At 51.2% G+C, this 20493-nt stretch carries 21 protein-coding genes; 8 read left to right on the top strand and 13 right to left on the bottom strand.

Annotation, left to right across the window (positions count from 1 at the left end; translation table 11 throughout):
- Positions 1-105: 105 nt before the first annotated feature.
- The 3 genes from pspC to pspA form a co-directional block, all read right to left on the bottom strand.
- Positions 106-507 (bottom strand): envelope stress response membrane protein PspC, encoded by a 402-nt coding sequence (gene pspC, locus J6J28_RS04995; protein WP_301720221.1) that lies wholly within the window; start codon positions 505-507, stop codon positions 106-108.
- A complete protein-coding gene (gene pspB, locus J6J28_RS04990) occupies positions 504-743 on the bottom strand; it encodes an envelope stress response membrane protein PspB (protein ID WP_301720220.1) in 240 nt (79 codons plus the stop codon). The genes pspC and pspB overlap by 4 nt, the downstream gene beginning before the upstream one ends.
- Positions 744-817: 74 nt before the next feature.
- On the bottom strand, positions 818-1489 hold the full coding sequence (gene pspA, locus J6J28_RS04985) for a phage shock protein PspA (RefSeq protein ID WP_301720218.1): 672 nt from the start codon (positions 1487-1489) through the stop codon (positions 818-820).
- Positions 1490-1817: 328 nt separating this feature from the next.
- Between pspA and pspF the strand changes: the two genes are divergently transcribed.
- From pspF to putP, 7 genes are read left to right on the top strand one after another with little or no spacing between them, the layout of a single operon-like run.
- Positions 1818-2912 (top strand): phage shock protein operon transcriptional activator, encoded by a 1095-nt coding sequence (pspF, locus tag J6J28_RS04980; RefSeq protein ID WP_301720217.1) that lies wholly within the window; start codon positions 1818-1820, stop codon positions 2910-2912.
- Positions 2913-4550, top strand: coding sequence for an ABC transporter substrate-binding protein (locus J6J28_RS04975; protein WP_301720215.1), 1638 nt, complete (start codon positions 2913-2915; stop codon positions 4548-4550).
- Positions 4547-5578 carry an ABC transporter permease gene (locus J6J28_RS04970; RefSeq protein ID WP_301720214.1) on the top strand — a complete coding sequence of 344 codons (1032 nt, stop codon included), beginning with the start codon at positions 4547-4549 and terminating at the stop codon, positions 5576-5578. Before J6J28_RS04975 ends, J6J28_RS04970 begins: the two co-directional genes overlap by 4 nt.
- Positions 5565-6461, top strand: coding sequence for an ABC transporter permease subunit (locus J6J28_RS04965; protein ID WP_301720213.1), 897 nt, complete (start codon positions 5565-5567; stop codon positions 6459-6461). Before J6J28_RS04970 ends, J6J28_RS04965 begins: the two co-directional genes overlap by 14 nt.
- On the top strand, positions 6458-7453 hold the full coding sequence (locus tag J6J28_RS04960; RefSeq protein WP_301720212.1) for an oligopeptide/dipeptide ABC transporter ATP-binding protein: 996 nt from the start codon (positions 6458-6460) through the stop codon (positions 7451-7453). Before J6J28_RS04965 ends, J6J28_RS04960 begins: the two co-directional genes overlap by 4 nt.
- Positions 7446-8246 (top strand): ATP-binding cassette domain-containing protein, encoded by an 801-nt coding sequence (locus tag J6J28_RS04955; RefSeq protein ID WP_301720211.1) that lies wholly within the window; start codon positions 7446-7448, stop codon positions 8244-8246. The genes J6J28_RS04960 and J6J28_RS04955 overlap by 8 nt, the downstream gene beginning before the upstream one ends.
- Before the next feature lie 4 nt (positions 8247-8250).
- On the top strand, positions 8251-9774 hold the full coding sequence (gene putP / locus J6J28_RS04950) for a sodium/proline symporter PutP (RefSeq protein ID WP_301720210.1): 1524 nt from the start codon (positions 8251-8253) through the stop codon (positions 9772-9774).
- A gap of 73 nt (positions 9775-9847) precedes the next feature.
- Here putP and J6J28_RS04945 read toward each other — a convergent pair whose 3' ends face one another.
- The 3 genes from J6J28_RS04945 to J6J28_RS04935 are packed head-to-tail and all read right to left on the bottom strand — an operon-like array spanning position 9848 to position 12496.
- Positions 9848-10879 carry a patatin-like phospholipase family protein gene (locus J6J28_RS04945; protein ID WP_301720209.1) on the bottom strand — a complete coding sequence of 344 codons (1032 nt, stop codon included), beginning with the start codon at positions 10877-10879 and terminating at the stop codon, positions 9848-9850.
- A gap of 20 nt (positions 10880-10899) precedes the next feature.
- On the bottom strand, positions 10900-11955 hold the full coding sequence (gene recA / locus J6J28_RS04940; protein ID WP_301720208.1) for a recombinase RecA: 1056 nt from the start codon (positions 11953-11955) through the stop codon (positions 10900-10902).
- 58 nt (positions 11956-12013) lie between these two features.
- Positions 12014-12496 carry a CinA family protein gene (locus tag J6J28_RS04935; protein WP_301720207.1) on the bottom strand — a complete coding sequence of 161 codons (483 nt, stop codon included), beginning with the start codon at positions 12494-12496 and terminating at the stop codon, positions 12014-12016.
- 50 nt (positions 12497-12546) lie between these two features.
- On the opposite strand from J6J28_RS04935, the gene mutS reads away from it, so the two are divergent.
- Positions 12547-15126 carry a DNA mismatch repair protein MutS gene (mutS, locus tag J6J28_RS04930; RefSeq protein ID WP_301720206.1) on the top strand — a complete coding sequence of 860 codons (2580 nt, stop codon included), beginning with the start codon at positions 12547-12549 and terminating at the stop codon, positions 15124-15126.
- Positions 15127-15139: 13 nt separating this feature from the next.
- Here mutS and rpoS read toward each other — a convergent pair whose 3' ends face one another.
- The 7 genes from rpoS to ispF are packed head-to-tail and all read right to left on the bottom strand — an operon-like array spanning position 15140 to position 20484.
- The gene (gene rpoS / locus J6J28_RS04925) at positions 15140-16117 is read right to left on the bottom strand and encodes an RNA polymerase sigma factor RpoS (protein WP_301720204.1); all 978 of its coding nucleotides are present in this window, start codon (positions 16115-16117) and stop codon (positions 15140-15142) included.
- Complete coding sequence (locus tag J6J28_RS04920; protein ID WP_301720203.1) at positions 16114-16977, bottom strand: peptidoglycan DD-metalloendopeptidase family protein; 864 nt, start codon at positions 16975-16977, stop codon at positions 16114-16116. The genes rpoS and J6J28_RS04920 overlap by 4 nt, the downstream gene beginning before the upstream one ends.
- Positions 16958-17539, bottom strand: coding sequence for a YqaA family protein (locus tag J6J28_RS04915; protein WP_301720202.1), 582 nt, complete (start codon positions 17537-17539; stop codon positions 16958-16960). The genes J6J28_RS04920 and J6J28_RS04915 overlap by 20 nt, the downstream gene beginning before the upstream one ends.
- Positions 17536-18171, bottom strand: a complete 636-nt coding sequence (locus tag J6J28_RS04910; RefSeq protein WP_301720201.1) for a protein-L-isoaspartate(D-aspartate) O-methyltransferase — start codon at positions 18169-18171, stop codon at positions 17536-17538. The genes J6J28_RS04915 and J6J28_RS04910 overlap by 4 nt, the downstream gene beginning before the upstream one ends.
- Before the next feature lie 13 nt (positions 18172-18184).
- Complete coding sequence (gene surE / locus J6J28_RS04905; protein ID WP_301720200.1) at positions 18185-18934, bottom strand: 5'/3'-nucleotidase SurE; 750 nt, start codon at positions 18932-18934, stop codon at positions 18185-18187.
- A 25-nt stretch (positions 18935-18959) separates the two neighbouring features.
- Positions 18960-20009: a tRNA pseudouridine(13) synthase TruD gene (gene truD / locus J6J28_RS04900; protein ID WP_301720199.1), complete on the bottom strand. Its 1050-nt coding sequence runs from the start codon at positions 20007-20009 to the stop codon at positions 18960-18962.
- Positions 19999-20484, bottom strand: a complete 486-nt coding sequence (gene ispF, locus J6J28_RS04895; RefSeq protein WP_301720198.1) for a 2-C-methyl-D-erythritol 2,4-cyclodiphosphate synthase — start codon at positions 20482-20484, stop codon at positions 19999-20001. Before ispF ends, truD begins: the two co-directional genes overlap by 11 nt.
- Between the last annotated feature and the right edge of the window lie 9 nt (positions 20485-20493).

Here is a 20493-nt window from a genome sequence, read left to right as displayed (position 1 = left end):
TCAAAGAGTGCATCCTGCCTTTGCGCAACGCAACTTGTCTGGGTGACAGAGTTACGGTTCAGGTGTAACGCTAGTTTTCCACCTGAAGGCTTTTCAGTGGTTCAATTACAGTTTTTTCAACTCACGGTCGACCTGATACGCATTCGAAGTGATGTACCGCTCCATTTGCTGTAACCGGTCTTCCAGTTCACGAAACTCTTCATCAATCTCTTTGTAAGCGCGGCGCGGAGGTTCGCCAGCACCATACACTTTGGTTTTCAAACCTATCGGCTGATGATCGCCATTTTTTTCAGGCGCTGACTTCTCGTCGAGAATCATCCAGGCCGCAATATAAAGAATAAGTACAAAGCCGTGGCCAAAAATTACCGCTGTGACCACAATAATACGTACCAGCCAGGCTTCGATATTGAAATAGTTCGCGATTCCGGCACAAACTCCGCCTACTTTCGCGTTCTTTTTATCTCGCAGTAACTGCTTCCGTGGTTTGTAATCATCGGAGTAACTCATTTGCGTTCCCTCCAGGTTGGCGCATCTGCATCAAGAATAGATTCGAGCGTCTTGATACGTTCACGCATGTGTTCAGCTTGACGTGCCAGTTGCTGTAAGTCCTGCAGTTCGGTTTCGGAAAGCCCCTGGCTGAGCTTACGCTTACTGCGGTAGTGCATGATGACCCAGATTGGCGCCACAAAAATCATAAAAAGAATCAGTGGCACAGCAATCATCGGTACAAGTATGTCTGCCATTGTAAAGGTTCCCTATGTCGTTCTGGCCTTGGCGTGCACCCGCAAGCGCGGGTGAAGCCAGAGTTTCAAGTCAATTAGTCAGCTTTTTTGTCTTTTTTAACGCGTGCTTTCAATGCTTCCAGTTCGTCGTTGATTTTGTCTTCGCCCTCAAGCTCAGCAAACTCATCGCGCAAGGTTTTCTTACCCATGTCGTAAGCTTCAACTTGTGACTCCAGATCATCAATCTTAGACTCATAACGTTCAAAACGGAGCATGGCGTCGTCAATTTTTCCGCTATCAATGCGTTTTTTCACTTCCAGGCGGCTGCTCGCAGCACGTTGGCGCATGATAATCGTCTTCTGACGCGCTTTAGCATCGGCGAGTTTTTCCTGTAGCTGTCCAACTTCTTCGTTAAGACGGTTCAGGTGCTCATTAATGCGATCAATATCAACATTCAGGCTGGCAACGGCGTCGTCAGCTTTACGTTTCTCAACCAAAGCTAAGCGTGCTAAATCATCACGATCTTTGCTTAACGCTAACTCGGCCTTCTTTTCCCATTCCGCTACATCATTTTCATAACGGCTCATTTGACGCTCGGTATCTTTCTTTTCCGCAATCAGACGCGCTGATGTTGAGCGGACTTCTACCAAAGTGTCTTCCATTTCTTGAATAATCAGGCGCACCATTTTTTCTGGATCTTCTGCTTTATCCAGTAATGCGTTGATGTTCGAATTTACGATATCTGAAAATCGTGAAAAGATACCCATGTTCGTGTCCTCATAATTGATTCGAAACTGTTACTTTACGGTCACGAATTACAATGCAGGTACTGTGCCAACTTTTAAAATACCAGTTAATTTGCTGATATTCCGGTATTTTCCCGATAATATCAATTTTTTATTTGACCCTGACTAGTTATCAAATACACTAACTATTAGCCAAATTAACCACACATAAGGTTACTGACCGGGGTCATTCCAATGCCTCCTGGGTCCCCCGGATTCGGGTCCCCTGATAAAGGTCAGCAGAAAGAGCACTCTTACTATAAAGTAGTTTTACTACAGTAACAGCAGAACAATAATAAAGAGGCCTGTCATGAGTCCCCCACGTGAAGCGGATAATCTCATCGGCGAAGCAAATAGTTTTCTTGCGGTACTGGAGCAAGTATCGCAGATCGCACCGCTGGCGAAACCAGTACTTATCATAGGTGAACGGGGCACCGGCAAGGAGCTTATCGCCTCCCGCCTGCACTTCCTGTCACAGCGTTGGCAACAAAGCTACGTTAAACTCAATTGCGCAGCACTGAGTGAGAGCCTGCTCGAGAGTGAGTTATTCGGCCATGAAGCGGGTGCCTTTACGGGGGCACAAAAACGCCACGAGGGCCGCTTTGAGCGCGCTGACCAGGGCACCCTGTTCCTCGATGAACTCGCCAATACTTCGGCACTGGTGCAGGAAAAAATCTTGCGAGTCATTGAGTACGGAGAATTTGAACGCGTTGGCGGCAGTAAAACTGTCACCACAGACGTGCGTCTGATTGCCGCCACGAACGAAGATTTGCCGGAACTTGCTGAACAGGGTAAGTTTCGCGCAGATTTATTAGACCGTCTGGCGTTCGATGTCATCACCCTGCCGCCACTGCGCGAGCGCCGCGATGATATTCTTATTCTGGCGGAACACTTCGCGGTGCACATGGCACGAGAACTAGGCCATGGCATTTTTAATGGCTTTACCCAACGCGCCCGGCAAACCTTGTTAGAGTATTCCTGGCCCGGTAATATTCGCGAGTTAAAAAACGTGGTTGAGCGTTCTGTCTATCGGCTCGCCAACGAGACCGTCGCCTTAGACGATATTGTCATCGACCCTTTCGCCAGCCCCTGGCGGCCCAAGCCTGCCGCACACCGGCAAACCGCCACTAACGCACAGCCTGAAGCCGCCACCGGTACCAGTACCAGTACCAGCGACGAGACAGCAACACCAGCACTGGTGGCAACGGCTTCAGCCATTGACTTTAATTGCGGCGCCATTGATTTCAAAGAAGTGACTGCCAATTACGAGACCGAAGTTTTACAACAGGCGCTGCGCCATGCACAATTTAACCAAAAGAAAACAGCAGAACTTCTGGGTCTCACCTATCATCAGTTAAGAGGCTACTTGAAAAAGTATCAATTACTCGACGGATCAACGAATTAAATGAGCATTTGGCGACTGTGGTTACTTACCCCGATCATAACGTTGGCGGCCTGTTCGCCGAATCCGGACGATGTCCCCCCGCTACGTAATGGGATCGTCTATTGTTCTGAGGGTAACCCCGAGAGTTTCAACCCCCAGTTGGGTACGTCGGGCACGACCATTGATGCGACCTCTGCTCAGCTTTATGACCGTCTGCTCGACTACGATGACGCACAACAGAAATTCAGGCCTGCGTTGGCCGAATCCTGGCAAGCACTGGATCAGGGCAAACGTTATCGCTTCATGTTACGCCCGAATGTTAACTTCCACAGTGCGCCCTGGTTCACACCCAGCCGCCACTTTAATGCCGATGATGTGGTGTTTAGTTTTAAGCGGTGGCTGGAGGAAAGCCATCCTTACCACGAAGTGAATGGCGGTAACTATCCGTTTTTCACCGCCAGCGGCTTAAATCGTCTGATTACTGATGTTGTTGCGGTGAATGCCACCACTGTGGATTTCTATTTAAAACGCAGTGACAGTTCTTTTCTGGCGAACTTAGCCACGGATTTTGCCATTATCCTGTCTGCCGAGTACGGCGCTGAGCTGCTCGCCCGGGGCGAACCTGACCTTATCGACAAGCAACCGATAGGCACAGGACCTTTTGTTTTTGAAGAGTTCCGCAAAGATCTTATTATCCGTTACCACCGCCACGACGACTATTGGCGTGACCCTGCCCGCATCGAACAACTGGTGTACTCCATCACTCAGAACGCCAATAAACGCATGCTTAAATTGATCACTGGCGAATGCGATGTCATTCCCTACCCTTTGGTGGAAGAGCTCGCCGAGCTTGATACCGGTGATGAAATTCAGATTTCCAGCACCGTTAATCCCAATATCGCGTTCTGGGCCTTCAATACCGACCACCCCCCCTTTGATAACGTCCTGGTGAGGCGGGCGCTGGCCAGTGCAGTCAATCGAGAGGCCATTATCCAAACCATCTACAATGGTAACGCGCGACTTGCGACGGGGGTCTTGCCCGAAACCTCCTGGGCATACAGCCCAGTCGATCAAACCTATGGTTATGATCCCGAACGCGCCCAGGCGTTACTCGCCGCGGCAGGCTTTGAAGAAGGTTTCGAATTCGATATCTGGGCCATGCCGGTACAACGGGCTTACAATCCAAACGCCCAGAAAATGGCGGAGCTGATCCAGTCTGACCTCGCCCAAATTGGGGTACGGGCCAATATAGTCAGCTACGAGTGGAATGCCTTCCGTCGCCGCCTGGCCCGCGATGAGCATGACAGCGTACTCATCGGTTGGATCGCTGATAATGCCGATCCCGATAATTTTTTTCGTCCGTTACTGAGCTGCGCAGCGCTGAATGTCGGTACCAATCGTGCCAACTGGTGCGAACCCGAATTTGATCAGCTGTTGATGCAAGCAATCAGCGAGCCGGAAACCGACAGCCGTAAAAAACTTTATCAGGAAATTGAAAACTGGATTTACCGTGAGGCGCCGTTAGTGCCGATCGCCAACTCCATGCGCTTTCAGGCGCATCGTAGTGATATTCATGGTGTTGAAGTGCCCGCCTACGGTGGCGTAAACTTCCGTCATGCCTACCGGGCCAGTTCAACAGACACCGGGGAGCAGCCATGATTCGCTACACCTTGCGCCGTCTCACCTTGCTTATCGTTACGCTATGGCTGCTGACGGTGTTCCTGTTCAGCTTGAATTATTTTTTCCCCGGCGATGCGCTTACCAATATGACCGGTATTCGTGCCAGCGATACCCTTGCTTACCAACAGGCCTTCGCTGCCCGTGATTTTGACGCGTCTATCTTCAGCCAGTACCTGAACTTCTTAGGTCACTTTACCCAGGGAGACTGGGGCCAGTCGTTAACCAATCAACGTAACGTATTTGGCGAATTATTGCCGCTGTTAGGCGGTACTTTAGAGCTTGCTCTGTTAGCTATGATTTTCGCCATGGCGCTCGGCGCGCCAATGGGCGTGTATGCTGCCGGACAGCAACGGGGCAGCATGGACCGTCTGATCATGGGAATCAGTCTGAGTGCCTACTCGATTCCGGTATTCTGGCTTGCGCAGTTACTCATTTTGCTATTTGCCGTCAAGCTCGGCTGGACTCCGATCTCAGGCCAGATCAATCCCTTGTTTGATGTCGAGGTGAACAGCGGCTCCATCATTCTTGATATTCTCGTCAGTGACAACCCCTACAAAACCGCTGCGCTACTTGATGCCATTAACCACTTATGGTTACCCGTTATTGTGCTTGCCATCATGCCGGCAACCATGCTGATGCGGACCACCCGCAATAGTATGCTAGAAGTACTGCAGCAGAACTACATCCGAGCTGCGCGAGCCCGTGGCCTCTCCGAATCCCGGATCTTACTCCGCCATGTGTTGCCCAATACCATGCAACCCGTGGTTCGCCAGCTTGGTCTGATGTTCAGCGTACTGATGAGTAATATTATCGTGACCGAGGTTATATTTAACTGGCCCGGTCTGGGCAGCTGGCTGGTGAAAAGTATTTATGAGCGCGACTACCCAGTGATGCAAGGTGGTTTATTCGCTTTTGCGACACTGATACTGTTGGTCAATGTTTGCGTAGAGCTGTTTCATGCTTGGCGCTACCCTCAGGTACGCAAGGAATTGTATGCAGAACGCTAATATCTATTTCCAACAACGAGAGCCATCGCCATTACGGCAGATCTGGTTGCACATGAATGCCAACCCCTTTGCAGTGGTTGCTTTTTATATTCTTGCGCTGTCATTAGCGATGATGCTGCTGTCACCGTTGATCACGCCATTTAATCCGGATGCGCAATTCTCGGATGCCATTCTGCAACCACCGAGCTGGTCCGATCAAGGCGAGATTCGATTCTTATTCGGTACTGACGACCTGGGTCGCGATATGCTCTCTCGCATCATTGCCGGTTCCGTTTACAGTCTTGGCTACCCACTCATTGCCGTGCTGGTTGCGGCCATCGTCGGTGTCACTATTGGCGCCTGGGCCGGTATGTCGCGTGGCGTGCAATCCTCTGCTCTAAACCATATGCTGGATGTGATTTTGTCCATCCCGTCACTGTTGCTAGCGCTGGTGATTATTGCCATCCTCGGGCCATCACTGATCAACGTCATGTTTGCCATTACCCTGGTGTTGATACCGCAGTTCATTCATGTCGTACATAACGCCATCTACGACGAGCGCTATAAAGAGTATGTGACGGCCTCACGTTTAAATGGTGTCAATCGCTGGTACATGCTCACCCGGGTTATTTTTCCCAACATCACCAGCGTGCTGGTCATGCAAACCACCTTCGCCCTATCGACAGCGATTCTTGATATCGCAGCGCTTGGCTTTTTAGGCTTGGGAGTACAAGCACCAGCTCCGGAATGGGGCACCATGTTAGCGCGCAGTCTTGACCAGGTGTATGTTTCACCGTGGATGATGATATTGCCTGGCCTGGCGCTGTTCCTGACCATCCTTTCGATTAATGTGCTCGGTGATAGCATCCGTGCTGCCATCGCTGAACGGGTTCGTAACTCATGAGTATTTTGGATATCCGTAACCTCACCATCGAACTGGAAACAGAAAATGGCCCGGTACGGGTCCTTGACCGTTTTAATCTGCAACTCGCCGAAGGTGAAATTCATACCTTGGTGGGTGAGTCTGGTTCCGGCAAAAGCTTGCTAGCCAAAGCCATTTTAGGTTTCATCAATCCGCGCTGGAAAATTACCGCGGACAGGCTTTGGTGGCGCCATTACGACCTGCTCGCTCTCAATAATGCGCAACGGCGCATCGTCACCGGTCGCGACATGGCGATGATTTTCCAGGACCCCAGTACTTATCTGGATCCCAATGATAAAGTTGGCGCCCAACTTCGCGAAACGATCCCCGTCGGCGACCTCACGGGCATTTATTTAAAACGCCGTGCGGATCGCCAGACTCGTGCAGAACGCCTGCTACACAGGGTCGGAATCAAAGATACTAAAGAGGTCATGGAAAGCTATCCCCATGAACTCTCGGAAGGGCTGGCGCAGAAAATCAGTATCGCCATGGCAATCGCCCATAATCCCAAGCTGCTTATTGCCGATGAGCCAACCACGGCGATGGAGCCCAATACCCGTTCACAGATTTATCGTTTGCTGGCGAAATTAAGCGGCGGTCAGGGTATGTCGATTTTGATGATCACTCAGGATCTCACTGCAGTGGTGCCAGAAAGTCAGCACATCAGTCTAATTTATTGCGGCCAGCTGATGGAGAGCGGCCCCACTGAACAGGTGATGCAGTCTCCTTTGCACCCGTACACCGAAGCTATGCTGAGTATGAGCTTATTCAGTCAGAATAAAGCACCGCAAACGCGTTTGCCGACGCTTTCGGGCGCTATTCCAACCTTGCAGCACATGCCTATCGGTTGTCGTCTGGGTCCGCGCTGTCCCTATGCACGCAGCGCCTGCGTGGTGAAACCTGAACTTGCCCGAAAACAACAACAAGACTATTCCTGTCACTACCCATTGTGGGAGGATCCCGAGCATGACTAAGCTTCTTGAGGTACGGGATATCAGCAAATATTACGTGCACAAAACCGGCTGGACGCCCGGTAAACGGATCTGCGCGCTGGAACCGGTGAACTTTTCTCTTGAGCGTGGTGAAACGCTGGCCATTATGGGAGAAACAGGCTCGGGTAAGTCGACCATCGCCAAGATTATTGCCGGCGCTGAACGGCCGACGACTGGCGAGCTGTTTCTCAATGGGCAGGCGCTGAGTAGCATGACCGATCAACAGCGCTGCCGGTATGTGCGCATGATATTTCAAGACAGCTTGCGTTCCCTGAATCCGCAAATCACCGTTGGCCAGCAGTTGACTGAAGCTTTGATTTTTAACACCGACTGGACTCCGGGACAGCAGAAGCAACACGTTTACGATACGCTTCATAAAGTGGGGTTGTTACCCGATCACTTTGGCTTTTATCCACATATGCTTTCCAGTGGCCAGCAACAGCGTGTTTGTATCGCTCGCGCCATCGTGCTGGAGCCGCAGATCGTTGTTGCCGATGAAGCCTTTGTTGCGCTGGATCCATCGATTAGAGCTCAAATCATTAATCTTATCCTGGATCTCCAGCAAGATATGGGTATTTCCTTCATTTTCGTCTCGCATTCGGCGGAGATCGTGAAACATCTTTCAGACAAGATCTTAATAATGCATCGTGGTAAAATGATTGAGTTTGGAACGACGCAGGCACTGATCAATCACCCTGAGGAGCAATTAACAAAAACACTGTTGCACTCAGAACATAATTACAAGGTGCCGTTACATACAACAATAAAGGAGTAAAGCTTTGGAAACAGGTACGCTTTTATCATTAGCGCTCTATTTCATAGCAATGCTGGGGATTGGACTGTACGCTTATAAAAAATCTACCGACGATATATCTGGCTACATGCTGGGCGGACGTGGATTAGGTCCAGGAGTTACCGCGCTTTCTGCCGGTGCATCAGACATGAGCGGCTGGATGCTCATGGGACTACCAGGCGCGATTTACGTTTCTGGTGTTTCGCAACTGTGGATTGCCGTCGGCTTGGTTGTCGGTGCGTATCTCAACTACATTATTGTTGCTCCACGTCTACGCATGTACACCGAAGTAGCGAATGACTCCATCACAATTCCCGACTACTTCGCTAACCGTTTTAACGATAAAGCACGGTTATTGCGGGTGTTTTCCTCTTTAGTCATTATCATCTTCTTCACCCTCTACACCTCCGCAAGTCTGGTTGCCGGTGGCAAGCTATTCGCCAGTTCTGCTTTTGGCCTTGAGTACAGCCTTGGTCTTTGGGTCACTGCCGGGGTGGTCTGTGCCTATACACTATTTGGTGGCTTCTTAGCGGTGAGTATGACCGACTTCGTGCAAGGTTGTATCATGTTTGTCGCGTTGGTTTTGGTGCCTATCGTTGCGATCTTCGATTTAGGTGGCATGACTTCAGTAACAGATCAAGTGCGTACGATTAACCCTGATTTCCTGGATTTCTTCCGCGACGGTGCAATAGCCGACCCGATGCTGAACCAGTTGTCGTTCCTCGGGATCATTTCCTTACTTGCGTGGGGTCTTGGTTATTTTGGTCAGCCACATATTATTGTGCGCTTTATGGCCATTCGCTCGGTGAAAGATATTCCGGCCGCACGCCGTATTGGTATCACCTGGATGACGGTTTCCATCATTGGTGCCATGGTAACGGGTTTCGTTGGTATCGCTTATGTGGTGGAAACCAAGATGGTGTTAAAAGATGCTGAAACCATCTTTATCATCTTCTCACAATTCCTGTTCCATCCACTTATCGCTGGCTTCTTGTTAGCTGCCATTCTGGCAGCCATTATGAGTACCATTTCATCGCAGTTGCTGGTGACGTCTAGCTCGCTGACCGAGGATTTTTACAAGGCGTTCTTGCGCCGTGGTGCCAGCCAGAAAGAACTGGTTCTGGTGGGTCGCATCTCGGTCTTGATTGTTTCTCTGGTGGCCATCGCCCTGGCCTGGAATCCGGAAAACACCATTTTGAGCCTGGTTGCGAACGCCTGGGCAGGCTTCGGTGCTGCTTTCGGTCCGGTGATTATTCTCAGCCTGTTCTGGAAACGTATGAACCGTCATGGTGCCTTAGCAGGTATGCTGGTGGGTGCTGCGACAGTACTGTTCTGCATCTACGTTCCAGTGATTGATGGTCAGACCTTAAGTAGCTTTGTCTACGAAATCATCCCTGGCTTCATTCTTTGTACTATTGCCGTTATTGTGGCCAGCCTCGCAACTGCTGAGCCTGAGCAAAACATACGCAGTACCTTCGAAGAGATGGAACGCGAGATGGAAAAATACTAATCTGACAGATTGGTATTCGCCAATAAAAAACCGCAGCTCAGGCTGCGGTTTTTTTATTGGTGAAACACAACTATTACCCGCGGCGCTCTGCGTAAAGCTCCAATTCGCTCAGGATGTAATCTTTCATCCGCATGGTGGTCTCATAACCTAAATCGATAGCTTCGTTGCCGCGTTCAAACTCTAACAGGCCAATATGCCCAAGCTTCGGCTGAATCAGGATATCCGGTGGATCACCAGCAATCCGACCTTTGGTAATACGTTCCTGCATAATATCGATAGCGCCTGCCATAACACCAAACATGCCCGGAGCTTTATGTGCGGGCCCACTAAATTTATTGACCACGGTGTCCCAATATTGACCACTGGCAGTTAGGAAGTTTTTGAAAAAGCCCTCATTGCCTTCTGCTTCTTCCTGTTTCACCAGCTCGGAGACCTCGTCCTGCTCACCTGATTCGACCGCTGTGGTGCGTACCTTAGGCATTGCATGGATGTCTGCCTGAGGTTCTGGTGCAGGAGGACTATGTTTACCGCGCGCTTCGATGGCGGCATTGTTTAACTGTGAATTCAAGTGGACGGCAATCACAAAGTCCGCGCCCAAAGCCCGGCAAAGCGAAACCGGGACGGGATTCACCAAACCACCATCGACCAGCCAGCGGCCATTATGTGCGGCCGGGGCAAGCAAACCTGGCATCGAACAAGATGCCCGTGCGGCATGGTAGATGTCACCTTTACGTAACCAGACTTCACGACCTGTGTACAGGTCGGTAGCGACCGCGCCATAGACCACATCGAGGTCTTCAATTTCAACGCTTCCGAAGCGTTCCCGGGCGTGACTAAAGACTTTTTCACCTTGAATAATGCCGCCATGGCTAAAGCCAAAATCAAGCAGATTAAACACCTGCCAACGGCCCATATCACGCACCCATTCCTCAAGCTCGTTCAGTCTTCCAGAAGCAAAACCGGCCCCCACAAGGGAGCCGATTGATGTTCCTGCAACCATGTTCACTTCGATCCCCATATCGTTGAGCGCCTTTATAACGCCAATATGAGACCAGCCACGTGCTGCACCAGAGCCAAGTGCGAGAGCAACTTTCACATAACTCATCGCTTAACTGTCCTTATTCATCAAATCAAATCATCATCCGCCACTTCAGCATCAGGTTTCGCTGCAGCTTTTTTCTCAGCTTTCACAGGTTTTGCTAATAATTGTTCACGGATACGTTTTTCAATATCGGCTGCGATTTTCGGATTCTCAATCAGAAACTTCATCGCGTTGGCCTTACCTTGACCTATCTTATCACCATTATAGCTATACCATGCACCGGCTTTATCGACAATCTTCTGCTTGACGCCCAAGTCAATCAGCTCGCCTTCTTTTGAAATACCAGCCCCGTACATGATCTGGAATTCAGCCTGTTTAAACGGCGGCGCAACTTTATTTTTGACAACTTTGACGCGAGTTTCGTTACCTACGACTTCATCGCCCTCTTTCACAGCACCGGTACGGCGGATATCCAGGCGTACTGACGAATAGAATTTTAAGGCGTTACCACCTGTTGTGGTTTCCGGGTTACCGAACATCACACCAATTTTCATCCGGATCTGGTTAATGAAGATACACAGGCTGTTCGACTTTTTGATATTAGCCGTGAGTTTACGTAATGCCTGAGACATCAAGCGGGCTTGCAGACCCACATGGCTGTCGCCCATTTCGCCTTCGATTTCGGCTTTCGGAGTCAGCGCAGCGACCGAGTCGACAATAACCACATCAACTGCCGCTGAACGCACTAGCATGTCACAGATTTCAAGCGCCTGCTCACCGGTGTCTGGCTGAGAAACCAGGAGTTCATCTACATTTACACCCAGCTTTGCAGCATAAACCGGATCCAGCGCATGCTCAGCATCAACAAAGGCACAGGTTTTGCCCGCTTTTTGCGCTTCTGCAATCACCTGCAGCGTTAACGTGGTTTTACCACTTGATTCAGGACCATAGATTTCAACGACCCGGCCAAACGGTAAGCCACCTATTCCAAGCGCGATATCTAAGCTCAATGACCCTGTTGAGACCGAGTCAATATCCAATGCATGGTTGTCCCCCAGGCGCATAATGGAGCCTTTACCAAATTGACGTTCGATCTGGCTCAATGCTGCGTCGAGTGCTTTCTGTTTGTCGTTGGTCATGATAATGTCCGTTCTATTGAATGCGATAAAATTGAGTATACTGTATTTTTATACAGTATCAAGAGATTTTTTCAAAACACCTTAAGGCCTCGGCAATAGTGCCATTGCGGACCGCCTCGCGGTCACCGTCAAAGGTTATCGCCCAACTGCGTGTTCCCGTTGGCCAGGCTAAACCAAACCAGACCAGCCCCACCGGCTTAGCAACACTGCCACCACCAGGTCCGGCTAATCCGGTGACAGCAATGGCAAGTTCAGTCCCAGCGGCTTGCCGGGCTCCCTGCGCCATGGCTTCTGCCGTTTCCGCCGAGACTGCACCAAACTCGTTCAAAGTCGCCTCAGGTACGCCTAGCAAATCCTGCTTTAGCCGGTTGCTGTAAGTGATAAAACCGCCCTCGAACCAGGCTGAGCTGCCTGGCACTGAAGTTAAAGCATAACCGATTCCACCGCCGGTGCAGGATTCAGCGGTGGTGATTTGCCAGTTTTTTGTTGTTAACCAACGACCGATTTCTTGTGCCAGATCATAATGAGATTGTGTTACCATTTTGCTTCCAGGCTCCCATAAAAACTTACTCTAAACGGATAATAACAGGCATGCCGAAAGCGACAACCGCCAGCGCAGATTTTTCCGCTCATACGCCCATGATGCAACAATACTTACGCATCAAAGGGGAACATGCAGACACCCTTTTATTCTATCGTATGGGCGACTTTTACGAACTCTTCTTTGACGATGCGCGTAAAGCTGCTGAATTACTGGACATTTCACTTACCCAACGTGGCGCCAGTAACGGTAAACCTATTCCTATGGCCGGTGTGCCTTACCATGCCGCGGAAAATTATCTTGCCCGGCTCTTACAGCTCGGTGAATCAGTGGCTATCTGTGAACAAGTCGGCGACCCAGCCACCAGTAAGGGTCCGGTTGAGCGTAAGGTTATCCGGGTACTAACTCCGGGCACAGTCACCGATGAAGCATTATTAAGCGAAGCCACCGAGAATCTGTTGGTGGCGGTGACCTATGATAAAACCTTTGGCGTGGCCTGTCTTGATTTAGCCAGCGGTCGTTTTAGCGTTTTAGAATGTGACAACGAAGCGCAGCTGCAAGCTGAGCTGCAACGCCTGCAGCCTGCTGAATTACTGCATCCTGATACCATGAGCTGGCAAGGGAAATGGTACCAGCGTGGTTCGATCCGCCCACGCCCTGACTGGGAGTTTGCCAGCGACAGTGGCAGTGCACTGCTGTGTCGGCAGTTTCAGGTGCAACATCTCGATGGTTTTGGTATCGCGCAACTCACCAGGGCCGTAGGCGCGGCTGGAGCTATTCTGAATTACGTTAAGTTGACGCAACGCTCGGCCTTGCCCCACATTCAGAGTATTCGCGCAGAACAAGGTGATGATGCCATCCAGATGGACGCTGCAAGTCAACGCAATCTGGAGCTGGTAAGCTCCCTCAGTGGCACTGCCACCTCACTTTTTTCAACTTTAAATACCACCGCTACCGCCATGGGCGGCCGCCTGCTAAGGCGTTGGCTGCAACGTCCGTTACGCGACCATGAGCTGTTGCAACAGCGCTACGATGCTGTTGCTGAGTTGCAAGCGCTCGAACTCGATGAGCTGCGTAAACTCCTGAGAAGCATAGGTGATCTGGAACGGATCCTGTCCCGCATCGGTCTGCGCAGTGCACGTCCGCGCGATTTAACCCGATTACGCAGTGCCTTACAAAGTCTGCCGGAACTTCGACGCCATTTACAGGATGCTCGAGCCCTGCAGCCGTGGAGCCAGAACCTGCAGGACTTTCCCGAGTTGCTCGAGATGCTCGAGCAGGCCTTAGTGGAAGCGCCACCCATGCTGATTCGTGATGGCGGCGTTATCGCCGACGGTTTTGATGAAGAACTTGATGAACAGCGCCAGTTAGCGGCCGGCGCTACCGACTTCCTGCATCAGATCGAAACGCGTGAGCGCCAACGCACTGGAATTGCGACCCTTAAAGTTGGCTACAACAAAGTTCATGGTTACTACCTGGAAGCAAGTCGCGCCAGTTCGGCGCATATCCCAGCAGAGTATCAACGCCGCCAGACCCTGAAAAATGCTGAGCGTTATATTATCCCGGAACTAAAAACCTACGAAGACAAGGTACTACAGGCGCAATCCCGCGCGTTAGTGCGCGAAAAATGGCTATACGAAGCGCTTCTGCACGAGGTCGCCGAGAGCTTAACGCCGCTGCAGCAGACGGCTCAGGCTTTGGCGGAGCTTGATGTATTGCGCAGCTTTGCCGCACAAGCACTGACGCAGAACTACTGTCGACCTCAGTTACAGGACAGCAGCGGCATTGAACTGCAGAACGCCCGTCACCCGGTCATTGAGCAACAACTCGACGAGCCCTTTATTGCTAATGATTTGAGCATGGACAGTCAACAACGGATGTTACTTGTGACCGGCCCGAACATGGGCGGTAAATCGACCTACATGCGACAGGCCGCGCTACTGGTGATTATGGCGCACTGCGGCAGTTTTGTTCCGGCGCAAGCCGCCCGCTTCGGCCCCATCGATCGTATTTTTACCCGTATCGGTGCATCCGACGATCTGGCTTCCGGGCGTTCAACCTTTATGGTGGAGATGACCGAGGCTGCCACCATTTTGCACAATGCGACGGCACATAGTTTAGTGTTAATGGATGAAATTGGCCGCGGCACCTCAACCTACGATGGTCTGGCACTCGCCTGGGCCTGTGCTGAAGCTTTGCTGGAACAGAACCAGTCCCTGACCCTCTTCGCCACCCACTACTTTGAACTTACCGAGAGTATTGGTGAGCGTGAGGGTTGCGTCAATGTGCACGTTGAAGCGAGTGAGCACAACGACAGTATCGTGTTTGAACATCGGGTGAGCGCCGGTGCGGCCAATCGCAGCTTCGGGGTTCAGGTGGCCCAGCTAGCCGGTTTGCCACGGCCAGTTTTGCAACGGGCAAAACAAGTTCTGGTGGAGTTAGAGCAGCAGCCGCAACGGGCGGCACTATCAGTTGACGCTGCTCCGCCAAGCGCACCAGCGTCAAACTTAGAGCAGGCAAGCCAAGACGCTATCGAAGCGCTGCAAGCACTGGATCTGAATGCTATGACGCCACTGCAAGCGCTACAATGGCTTGCGCAATGGCAACAACGCGTCAAAGCTGACGACTAATCCCACGCAGGGATTAGCTGTCAGCCTGAAATAATGAGTCCAGACTCAGTCCTTGCTGGCGCAGCATATCGCGTAACCGCCGCAGTGCTTCAACCTGGATCTGACGAACCCGTTCACGCGTTAAACCGATCTCGCGTCCAACATCTTCCAATGTGGCAGGTTCATAACCCATTAAACCAAAGCGACGCGCCAGCACTTCGCGCTGCTTTACGTTTAAACTGGCCAGCCATTCAACAATGTGTTCTTTCAGGTCATCGTCCTGCATGACACCTTCAGGACCGTGATCGTTTTCGTCGGTCAACAAATCCACCAGCGATTTGTCATTGTCACCGCCTAAGGGCGTATCGACAGATGCGATCCGTTCATTGAGACGTAACATGCGACTGACGTCGGCAACCGACACATCCAAATGCTCGGAAATGTCTTCTGCGGTAGGCTCATGGTCCAGTTTGTGGGCAAGCTCACGTGAGGCACGCAGATAGCTGTTGAGCTCTTTCACCACGTGAATGGGCAGACGAATGGTGCGGGTTTGATTCATGATCGCGCGTTCGATGGTTTGCCGAATCCACCAGGTTGCGTAGGTAGAGAAACGGAAACCGCGTTCGGGATCAAACTTTTCGACGGCGCGAATAAGGCCTAAATTCCCCTCTTCGACCAGGTCAAGTAATGGCAAACCGCGATTCGTGTATCGCCGGGCGATTTTAACGACCAGGCGCAAATTGCTCTCAATCATCCGGCTCCGCGCGGCTTCGTCACCTTTAAGAGCAAGCCTTGAAAAATGGACTTCTTCTTCCGCTGAGAGTAACGGCGAATAACCTATCTCACTAAGATACAGCTGGGTAGCATCCATCTTTTTCTGATACTTCGCTCGGTTAGCGATGATTTCGTCAAAATCGGAATCATCTTTATTGGCACCCGCATCAGCTGGACTTTCCATTTCTGACACAACGTCTTGCTCATCAATGTCATCCGTGTCGTTTTGTCGACTCATTGTGACCCCCGTGGTAAATAGTGCCGTGGATTAACAGACTTACCTCTGAATCGGATTTCAAAATGTAACTTCACCCGATCCGCGTCTGTATTCCCCATTTCGGCAATCTTATCGCCTGCGCTGACCCACTGCTGCTCTTTGATGAGCAATCTATCGTTATGGGCGTACGCAGTTATATAATCATCGTTATGTTTCAGAATAATTAAATTACCATACCCTTTCAACGCATTACCAGAATAAACAACTTTTCCTGCGGCGGCGGCATAAACCGGTGTTCCTTTGGTGCCACCAAAATCTAAGCCCTTGTTGCCCGCTGCTGCGGTCGAGAAGTCACGAATCACCTGGTTTGTCGTTGGCCATTGCCACGCTAACGCATTGCTTTCAGGGAAGCGTTCAACAGGACGCTTCGGCACTTGTGGTTGGACTACAGGCGCTGGTTTCTCGGCAACTTCAGGCTCCACTCTGGTAACTTTTTGTTTACGTTTCTTTTCAACATACTCTTTGTTTTCAACAGAAGCAACATCTTGTCTAGGTTTTGGCGAGGTTGCCGAAGATACCGATTGCACTGACTTTGTTCGCAGTCGTAACTCCTGCCCCGGGAAGATTGTATAGGGCTCATCAAGGTTATTGTAGCTGGCGAGTGTCCGCACATCGAGATTGGCACGAAAGGCTATGGAATAGAGGGTATCCCCCGGGGCGACGTGGTACACATCGCCAACCAGTGAATTAGCCTCAAAGTCGTGAATACTGGGGCCCTGATACACACGGGTCACGGGCGCAGGTGCCTGCCGCTGAGCGCAGGCGGTAAGCGCCAGCGCTAACAAGCAGAGTAAAGTTGTCCTAAAAACGTGTCCATACATAGGCAATTACCGCAAGGATAACCAAGGTCCACCCTATTCGGTCGACATAAGTTCGAAGTTTTACGGCCATTTTCGGGCCGCCTGTTCGTAATAACCATGCTACCAAGTAAAAACGCAGTCCGCGACTGATTAACGACCCTAGCACAAAAGGCACAAAGAAGACCTGCAGCATCCCGCCCGTGACGGTAAATAATTTGTAAGGTAATGGCGAAAACCCAGCAATAAAAATAATCCAGAAGCCATAGTCCTGGAACCAACCCGTCACTGTGGCTAATTTATCCTGATACCCCGCCCATTCTATTAGCGGTAATACGAAGGGTTCAAAGGCAAAATAACCCAGCCAGTAACCCGTGATACCGCCAAGTACTGAAGCAATGGTAGTAATAAATGCAAACCACCAGGCACGCTTAGGCTGGGTCATTGCCATAGGGGCTAACATCACATCAGGCGGGATCGGGAAAATAACCGACTCAGTGAAGCTGATAATGCCTAAAATCGCTGGCGCGCGACGGTGCTGTGACCATTGCAGTACGCGGTCATACAAGCTGCTGAATAACTTCATGCCAGACTCCCCGGAACCAGAGGCACAAATTTCACGTCACCGAGTTGTTTGTGTTCGTAATCGTCACCGAAGCGGCGAATCACCACCAGACGTTGTTTAACCGAGCCGACCGGAATAATCATCACGCCACCGTCGGCCAGTTGTTCCATCAGCGCATGAGGAATATCACTGGCTGCGGCAGTTACGATAATGCCATCAAACGGCGCCTTCGATTGCCAGCCCTGCCAACCGTCGCCATGACGCATACTGATATTGTGCAGGTCCAGTTTTTTCAACCGCCGCTTAGCCTGATACTGCAACTCAGCAATGCGCTCAACGGAATACACACGATCCACCAGTTGCGCCAGAATAGCTGTTTGATAGCCACTGCCGGTACCGATCTCGAGCACTGAATGGCAGTGATGCTGCATTAGCAACTGGGTCATCGAAGCCACCATCAGCGGCTGCGAAATGGTCTGTCCTTTACCGATCGGCAAGGCAGTATTCTCATACGCCTTATGGGCAAGTGATTCCGGCATGAACTGATGTCTGGGCGTGGTGGCAATCACCTCTAGTACCTGCTCATTGGTAATACCCTGACTGCGAAGCTGAGCGACCAGGCGCCTGGCCATTCCCTGAAAATTTTGAATCATGGCTTTAGTGTTCTTATTTTTCGTTTAACCAACTTGCTAACGTATCCTGATGACTGCGAGCGGTCATATCCAGACTAATCGGGGTAATGGACACATAGCCCTCGCGAATTGCGTAGAAATCCGTGTCCTCAGCATCGTCCTGATGCCCGCCAATAGGACCGTACCAGTAGATTTTGCGACCAAAGGGATCAGCCGATTCCACCATGGTATCAGCGCGATGGCGACGCCCCAGGCGAGTGACTTTAATACCTTTTAAGTCTTCATAAGGCATTGCCGGTACGTTAATGTTCAAAATGGTATCCAGGCGCAGTGGATTTTCTGCCATTTTGTTGACCACATCGGCGACGACCCGTGCAGCGACGTCATAGTAATCTTCACTACGTGAGCCCATGGAAACAGCAATCGCCGGGAAGCCCATGTAACGCCCTTCCATTGCCGCGGCAACGGTACCTGAATAGAGCACATCATCACCCATATTAGGCCCATCATTAATGCCCGACACGACTAAGTCGACATCATCCGCCAACGGCGAGTTAGTGCCCAGGTGAACACAGTCTGTGGGGGTGCCGTTGAGCGAGTAAAAGCCGTTACTCAGACGCTGCACGCGCAGTGGATTGTGCAGCGTCAGTGAGTTACTTGCCCCACTGCAATTGCGATCAGGAGCAATCACACGTACCTGTGCAATCTCATTTAATGCTTTATGCAGTGCCACAATCCCCGGTGCGTGCACGCCGTCGTCATTACTCACTAATAACTTCATCATAATGGTAAACCTTTTCGTTCTTGTTTTAGGTTGTCGCGTCAGTGTTCAGCAACTCACGCAAAAGACTCGTGGCAAAGCTGCCGGTCGGTAAGGTAAAACGCAGCTCGGCATTACGCTCATCCAGCTCCTCCATGCTCGCCGCCGCAGGCTTGAGAAGAATAGCACGGCGCGCCAGATCAACGCGTTGTGCTTTGAGGCCAGCCACTAACTCAGCATCTTCCTGCAGTAACGCAAACTCAAAATCTGTTAAATATGAGCTGCGTGGCTCGGGCCAGCTTCCCGCCAACGGAGCGGAGAGGAGAATATCTCCTGTGCGCCAGCGCGTCAGCAATTCCTCGTCCAAAGCGTCAATCTGGAAGAACGAACGACTGCCACTCAGTATCATGAAGTCGCCCTGCTCCGGTGTCATTCGGTCCGCCGCAATGCGCGCACTAACGATGTTATTAAACAGGTAACTGCGTGCCGTTGATAGCAGCATGCCCTGTTGTTGACGGCTCCATTTGCGCACTTGCTTACGGCTGAGCTCACCGGTTAACCAGGCACGGGCTTTAGCGAGGTTTTGTCCGTCATGACCAAAGCGCTGTTCGCCAAAGTAATTGGGAACGCCAAGCTCAACCACTTGCTGCCAACGTTCGCGCAGCTGCGCCATATCGCTGACATCGCGGACCCGCAACACAAAGGTATTGCCCGAATGATAACCTTGTTTGAGCTTTTTCGTTTGCCGCACGGCACGTTCAACACGAAACTCAGGATGCTCCAGTTGTGACCAATCCAGTAACTCCTGCCCCGGCAACTGCACTGAAAACCACTGCCAGGTTTCCGCATGGCGATCCTTGAGTCCAGAATAACTGACCTGGCGCTCAGAAACTCCGGCGAAATCCGCCAACTGGCGCGCAACAAAATTGGTATTGGCACCGTTTTTGTAGACCCAGAGCCACTGATGCTCGCCGGGTTCATCGGCGCCGACCTCCAACTGTTCGATCACTTGAAAGTCTTCATGGGATTGCCGGTACTTCCCGGTCGTCTGGGGTTGGCCATGCCAGTAAGCTAACTCCGTAAGTGCATTACTGGTCATGAGTTGTCTCTTTCATCAGTACCACGGCGTGACAGGCAATGCCCTCTTTGCGGCCGACAAACCCCAGCTTTTCCGTGGTTGTCGCTTTCACATTGATACAGTTCTGCGCCACACTGAACAGCTTCGCAATGCGCTCTTGCATCGCCGGGATATGCTCAGCAAGCCGCGGAGCCTGGGCCACAACGGTGACATCCAGGTTGCCGAGGCGGTAGCCCATCAGGTTCGCTTTTTCGACCACCTGGCTCAGCAATCCAGCACTGTCAGCACCGGCAAAGGCTTCGTCGGTATCTGGAAAATGGTGGCCGATATCACCCAGCGCAAGGGCGCCAAGTACGGCATCCGTTACCGCGTGCAAAACCACGTCGCCGTCTGAGTGAGCCAGTACTCCTTGCTCGTAAGGCACGTGAATGCCACCCAGGATCAGGGGCTTGTCACTGCCAAATTTATGCACGTCATAGCCGTGGCCAATCCGCATAACTACTCC

Source organism: Pseudidiomarina terrestris (assembly GCF_030466375.1).
Lineage (GTDB): Bacteria > Pseudomonadota > Gammaproteobacteria > Enterobacterales > Alteromonadaceae > Pseudidiomarina > Pseudidiomarina terrestris.
Note: the sequence above shows the minus strand (reverse complement) of the source record. Positions and strands in the feature narration are given on the sequence as shown.

Bases quoted from the DNA above. Each gene is read 5' to 3' on its own strand.
- pspF (WP_301720217.1), top strand. From the start codon at position 1,818: ATGAGTCCCCCACGTGAAGCGGATAATCTCATCGGCGAAGCAAATAGT.
- pspC (WP_301720221.1), bottom strand. From the start codon at position 507: ATGAGTTACTCCGATGATTACAAACCACGGAAGCAGTTACTGCGAGAT.
- J6J28_RS04945 (WP_301720209.1), bottom strand. From the start codon at position 10,879: ATGAGTTATGTGAAAGTTGCTCTCGCACTTGGCTCTGGTGCAGCACGT.
- J6J28_RS04970 (WP_301720214.1), top strand. From the start codon at position 4,547: ATGATTCGCTACACCTTGCGCCGTCTCACCTTGCTTATCGTTACGCTA.
- J6J28_RS04935 (WP_301720207.1), bottom strand. From the start codon at position 12,496: ATGGTAACACAATCTCATTATGATCTGGCACAAGAAATCGGTCGTTGG.
- J6J28_RS04975 (WP_301720215.1), top strand. From the start codon at position 2,913: ATGAGCATTTGGCGACTGTGGTTACTTACCCCGATCATAACGTTGGCG.
- surE (WP_301720200.1), bottom strand. From the start codon at position 18,934: ATGATGAAGTTATTAGTGAGTAATGACGACGGCGTGCACGCACCGGGG.
- ispF (WP_301720198.1), bottom strand. From the start codon at position 20,484: ATGCGGATTGGCCACGGCTATGACGTGCATAAATTTGGCAGTGACAAG.
- pspA (WP_301720218.1), bottom strand. From the start codon at position 1,489: ATGGGTATCTTTTCACGATTTTCAGATATCGTAAATTCGAACATCAAC.
- mutS (WP_301720206.1), top strand. From the start codon at position 12,547: ATGCCGAAAGCGACAACCGCCAGCGCAGATTTTTCCGCTCATACGCCC.
- J6J28_RS04910 (WP_301720201.1), bottom strand. From the start codon at position 18,171: ATGATTCAAAATTTTCAGGGAATGGCCAGGCGCCTGGTCGCTCAGCTT.
- J6J28_RS04955 (WP_301720211.1), top strand. From the start codon at position 7,446: ATGACTAAGCTTCTTGAGGTACGGGATATCAGCAAATATTACGTGCAC.
- truD (WP_301720199.1), bottom strand. From the start codon at position 20,009: ATGACCAGTAATGCACTTACGGAGTTAGCTTACTGGCATGGCCAACCC.
- rpoS (WP_301720204.1), bottom strand. From the start codon at position 16,117: ATGAGTCGACAAAACGACACGGATGACATTGATGAGCAAGACGTTGTG.
- J6J28_RS04960 (WP_301720212.1), top strand. From the start codon at position 6,458: ATGAGTATTTTGGATATCCGTAACCTCACCATCGAACTGGAAACAGAA.
- J6J28_RS04915 (WP_301720202.1), bottom strand. From the start codon at position 17,539: ATGAAGTTATTCAGCAGCTTGTATGACCGCGTACTGCAATGGTCACAG.
- J6J28_RS04920 (WP_301720203.1), bottom strand. From the start codon at position 16,977: ATGTATGGACACGTTTTTAGGACAACTTTACTCTGCTTGTTAGCGCTG.
- pspB (WP_301720220.1), bottom strand. From the start codon at position 743: ATGGCAGACATACTTGTACCGATGATTGCTGTGCCACTGATTCTTTTT.
- recA (WP_301720208.1), bottom strand. From the start codon at position 11,955: ATGACCAACGACAAACAGAAAGCACTCGACGCAGCATTGAGCCAGATC.
- J6J28_RS04965 (WP_301720213.1), top strand. From the start codon at position 5,565: ATGCAGAACGCTAATATCTATTTCCAACAACGAGAGCCATCGCCATTA.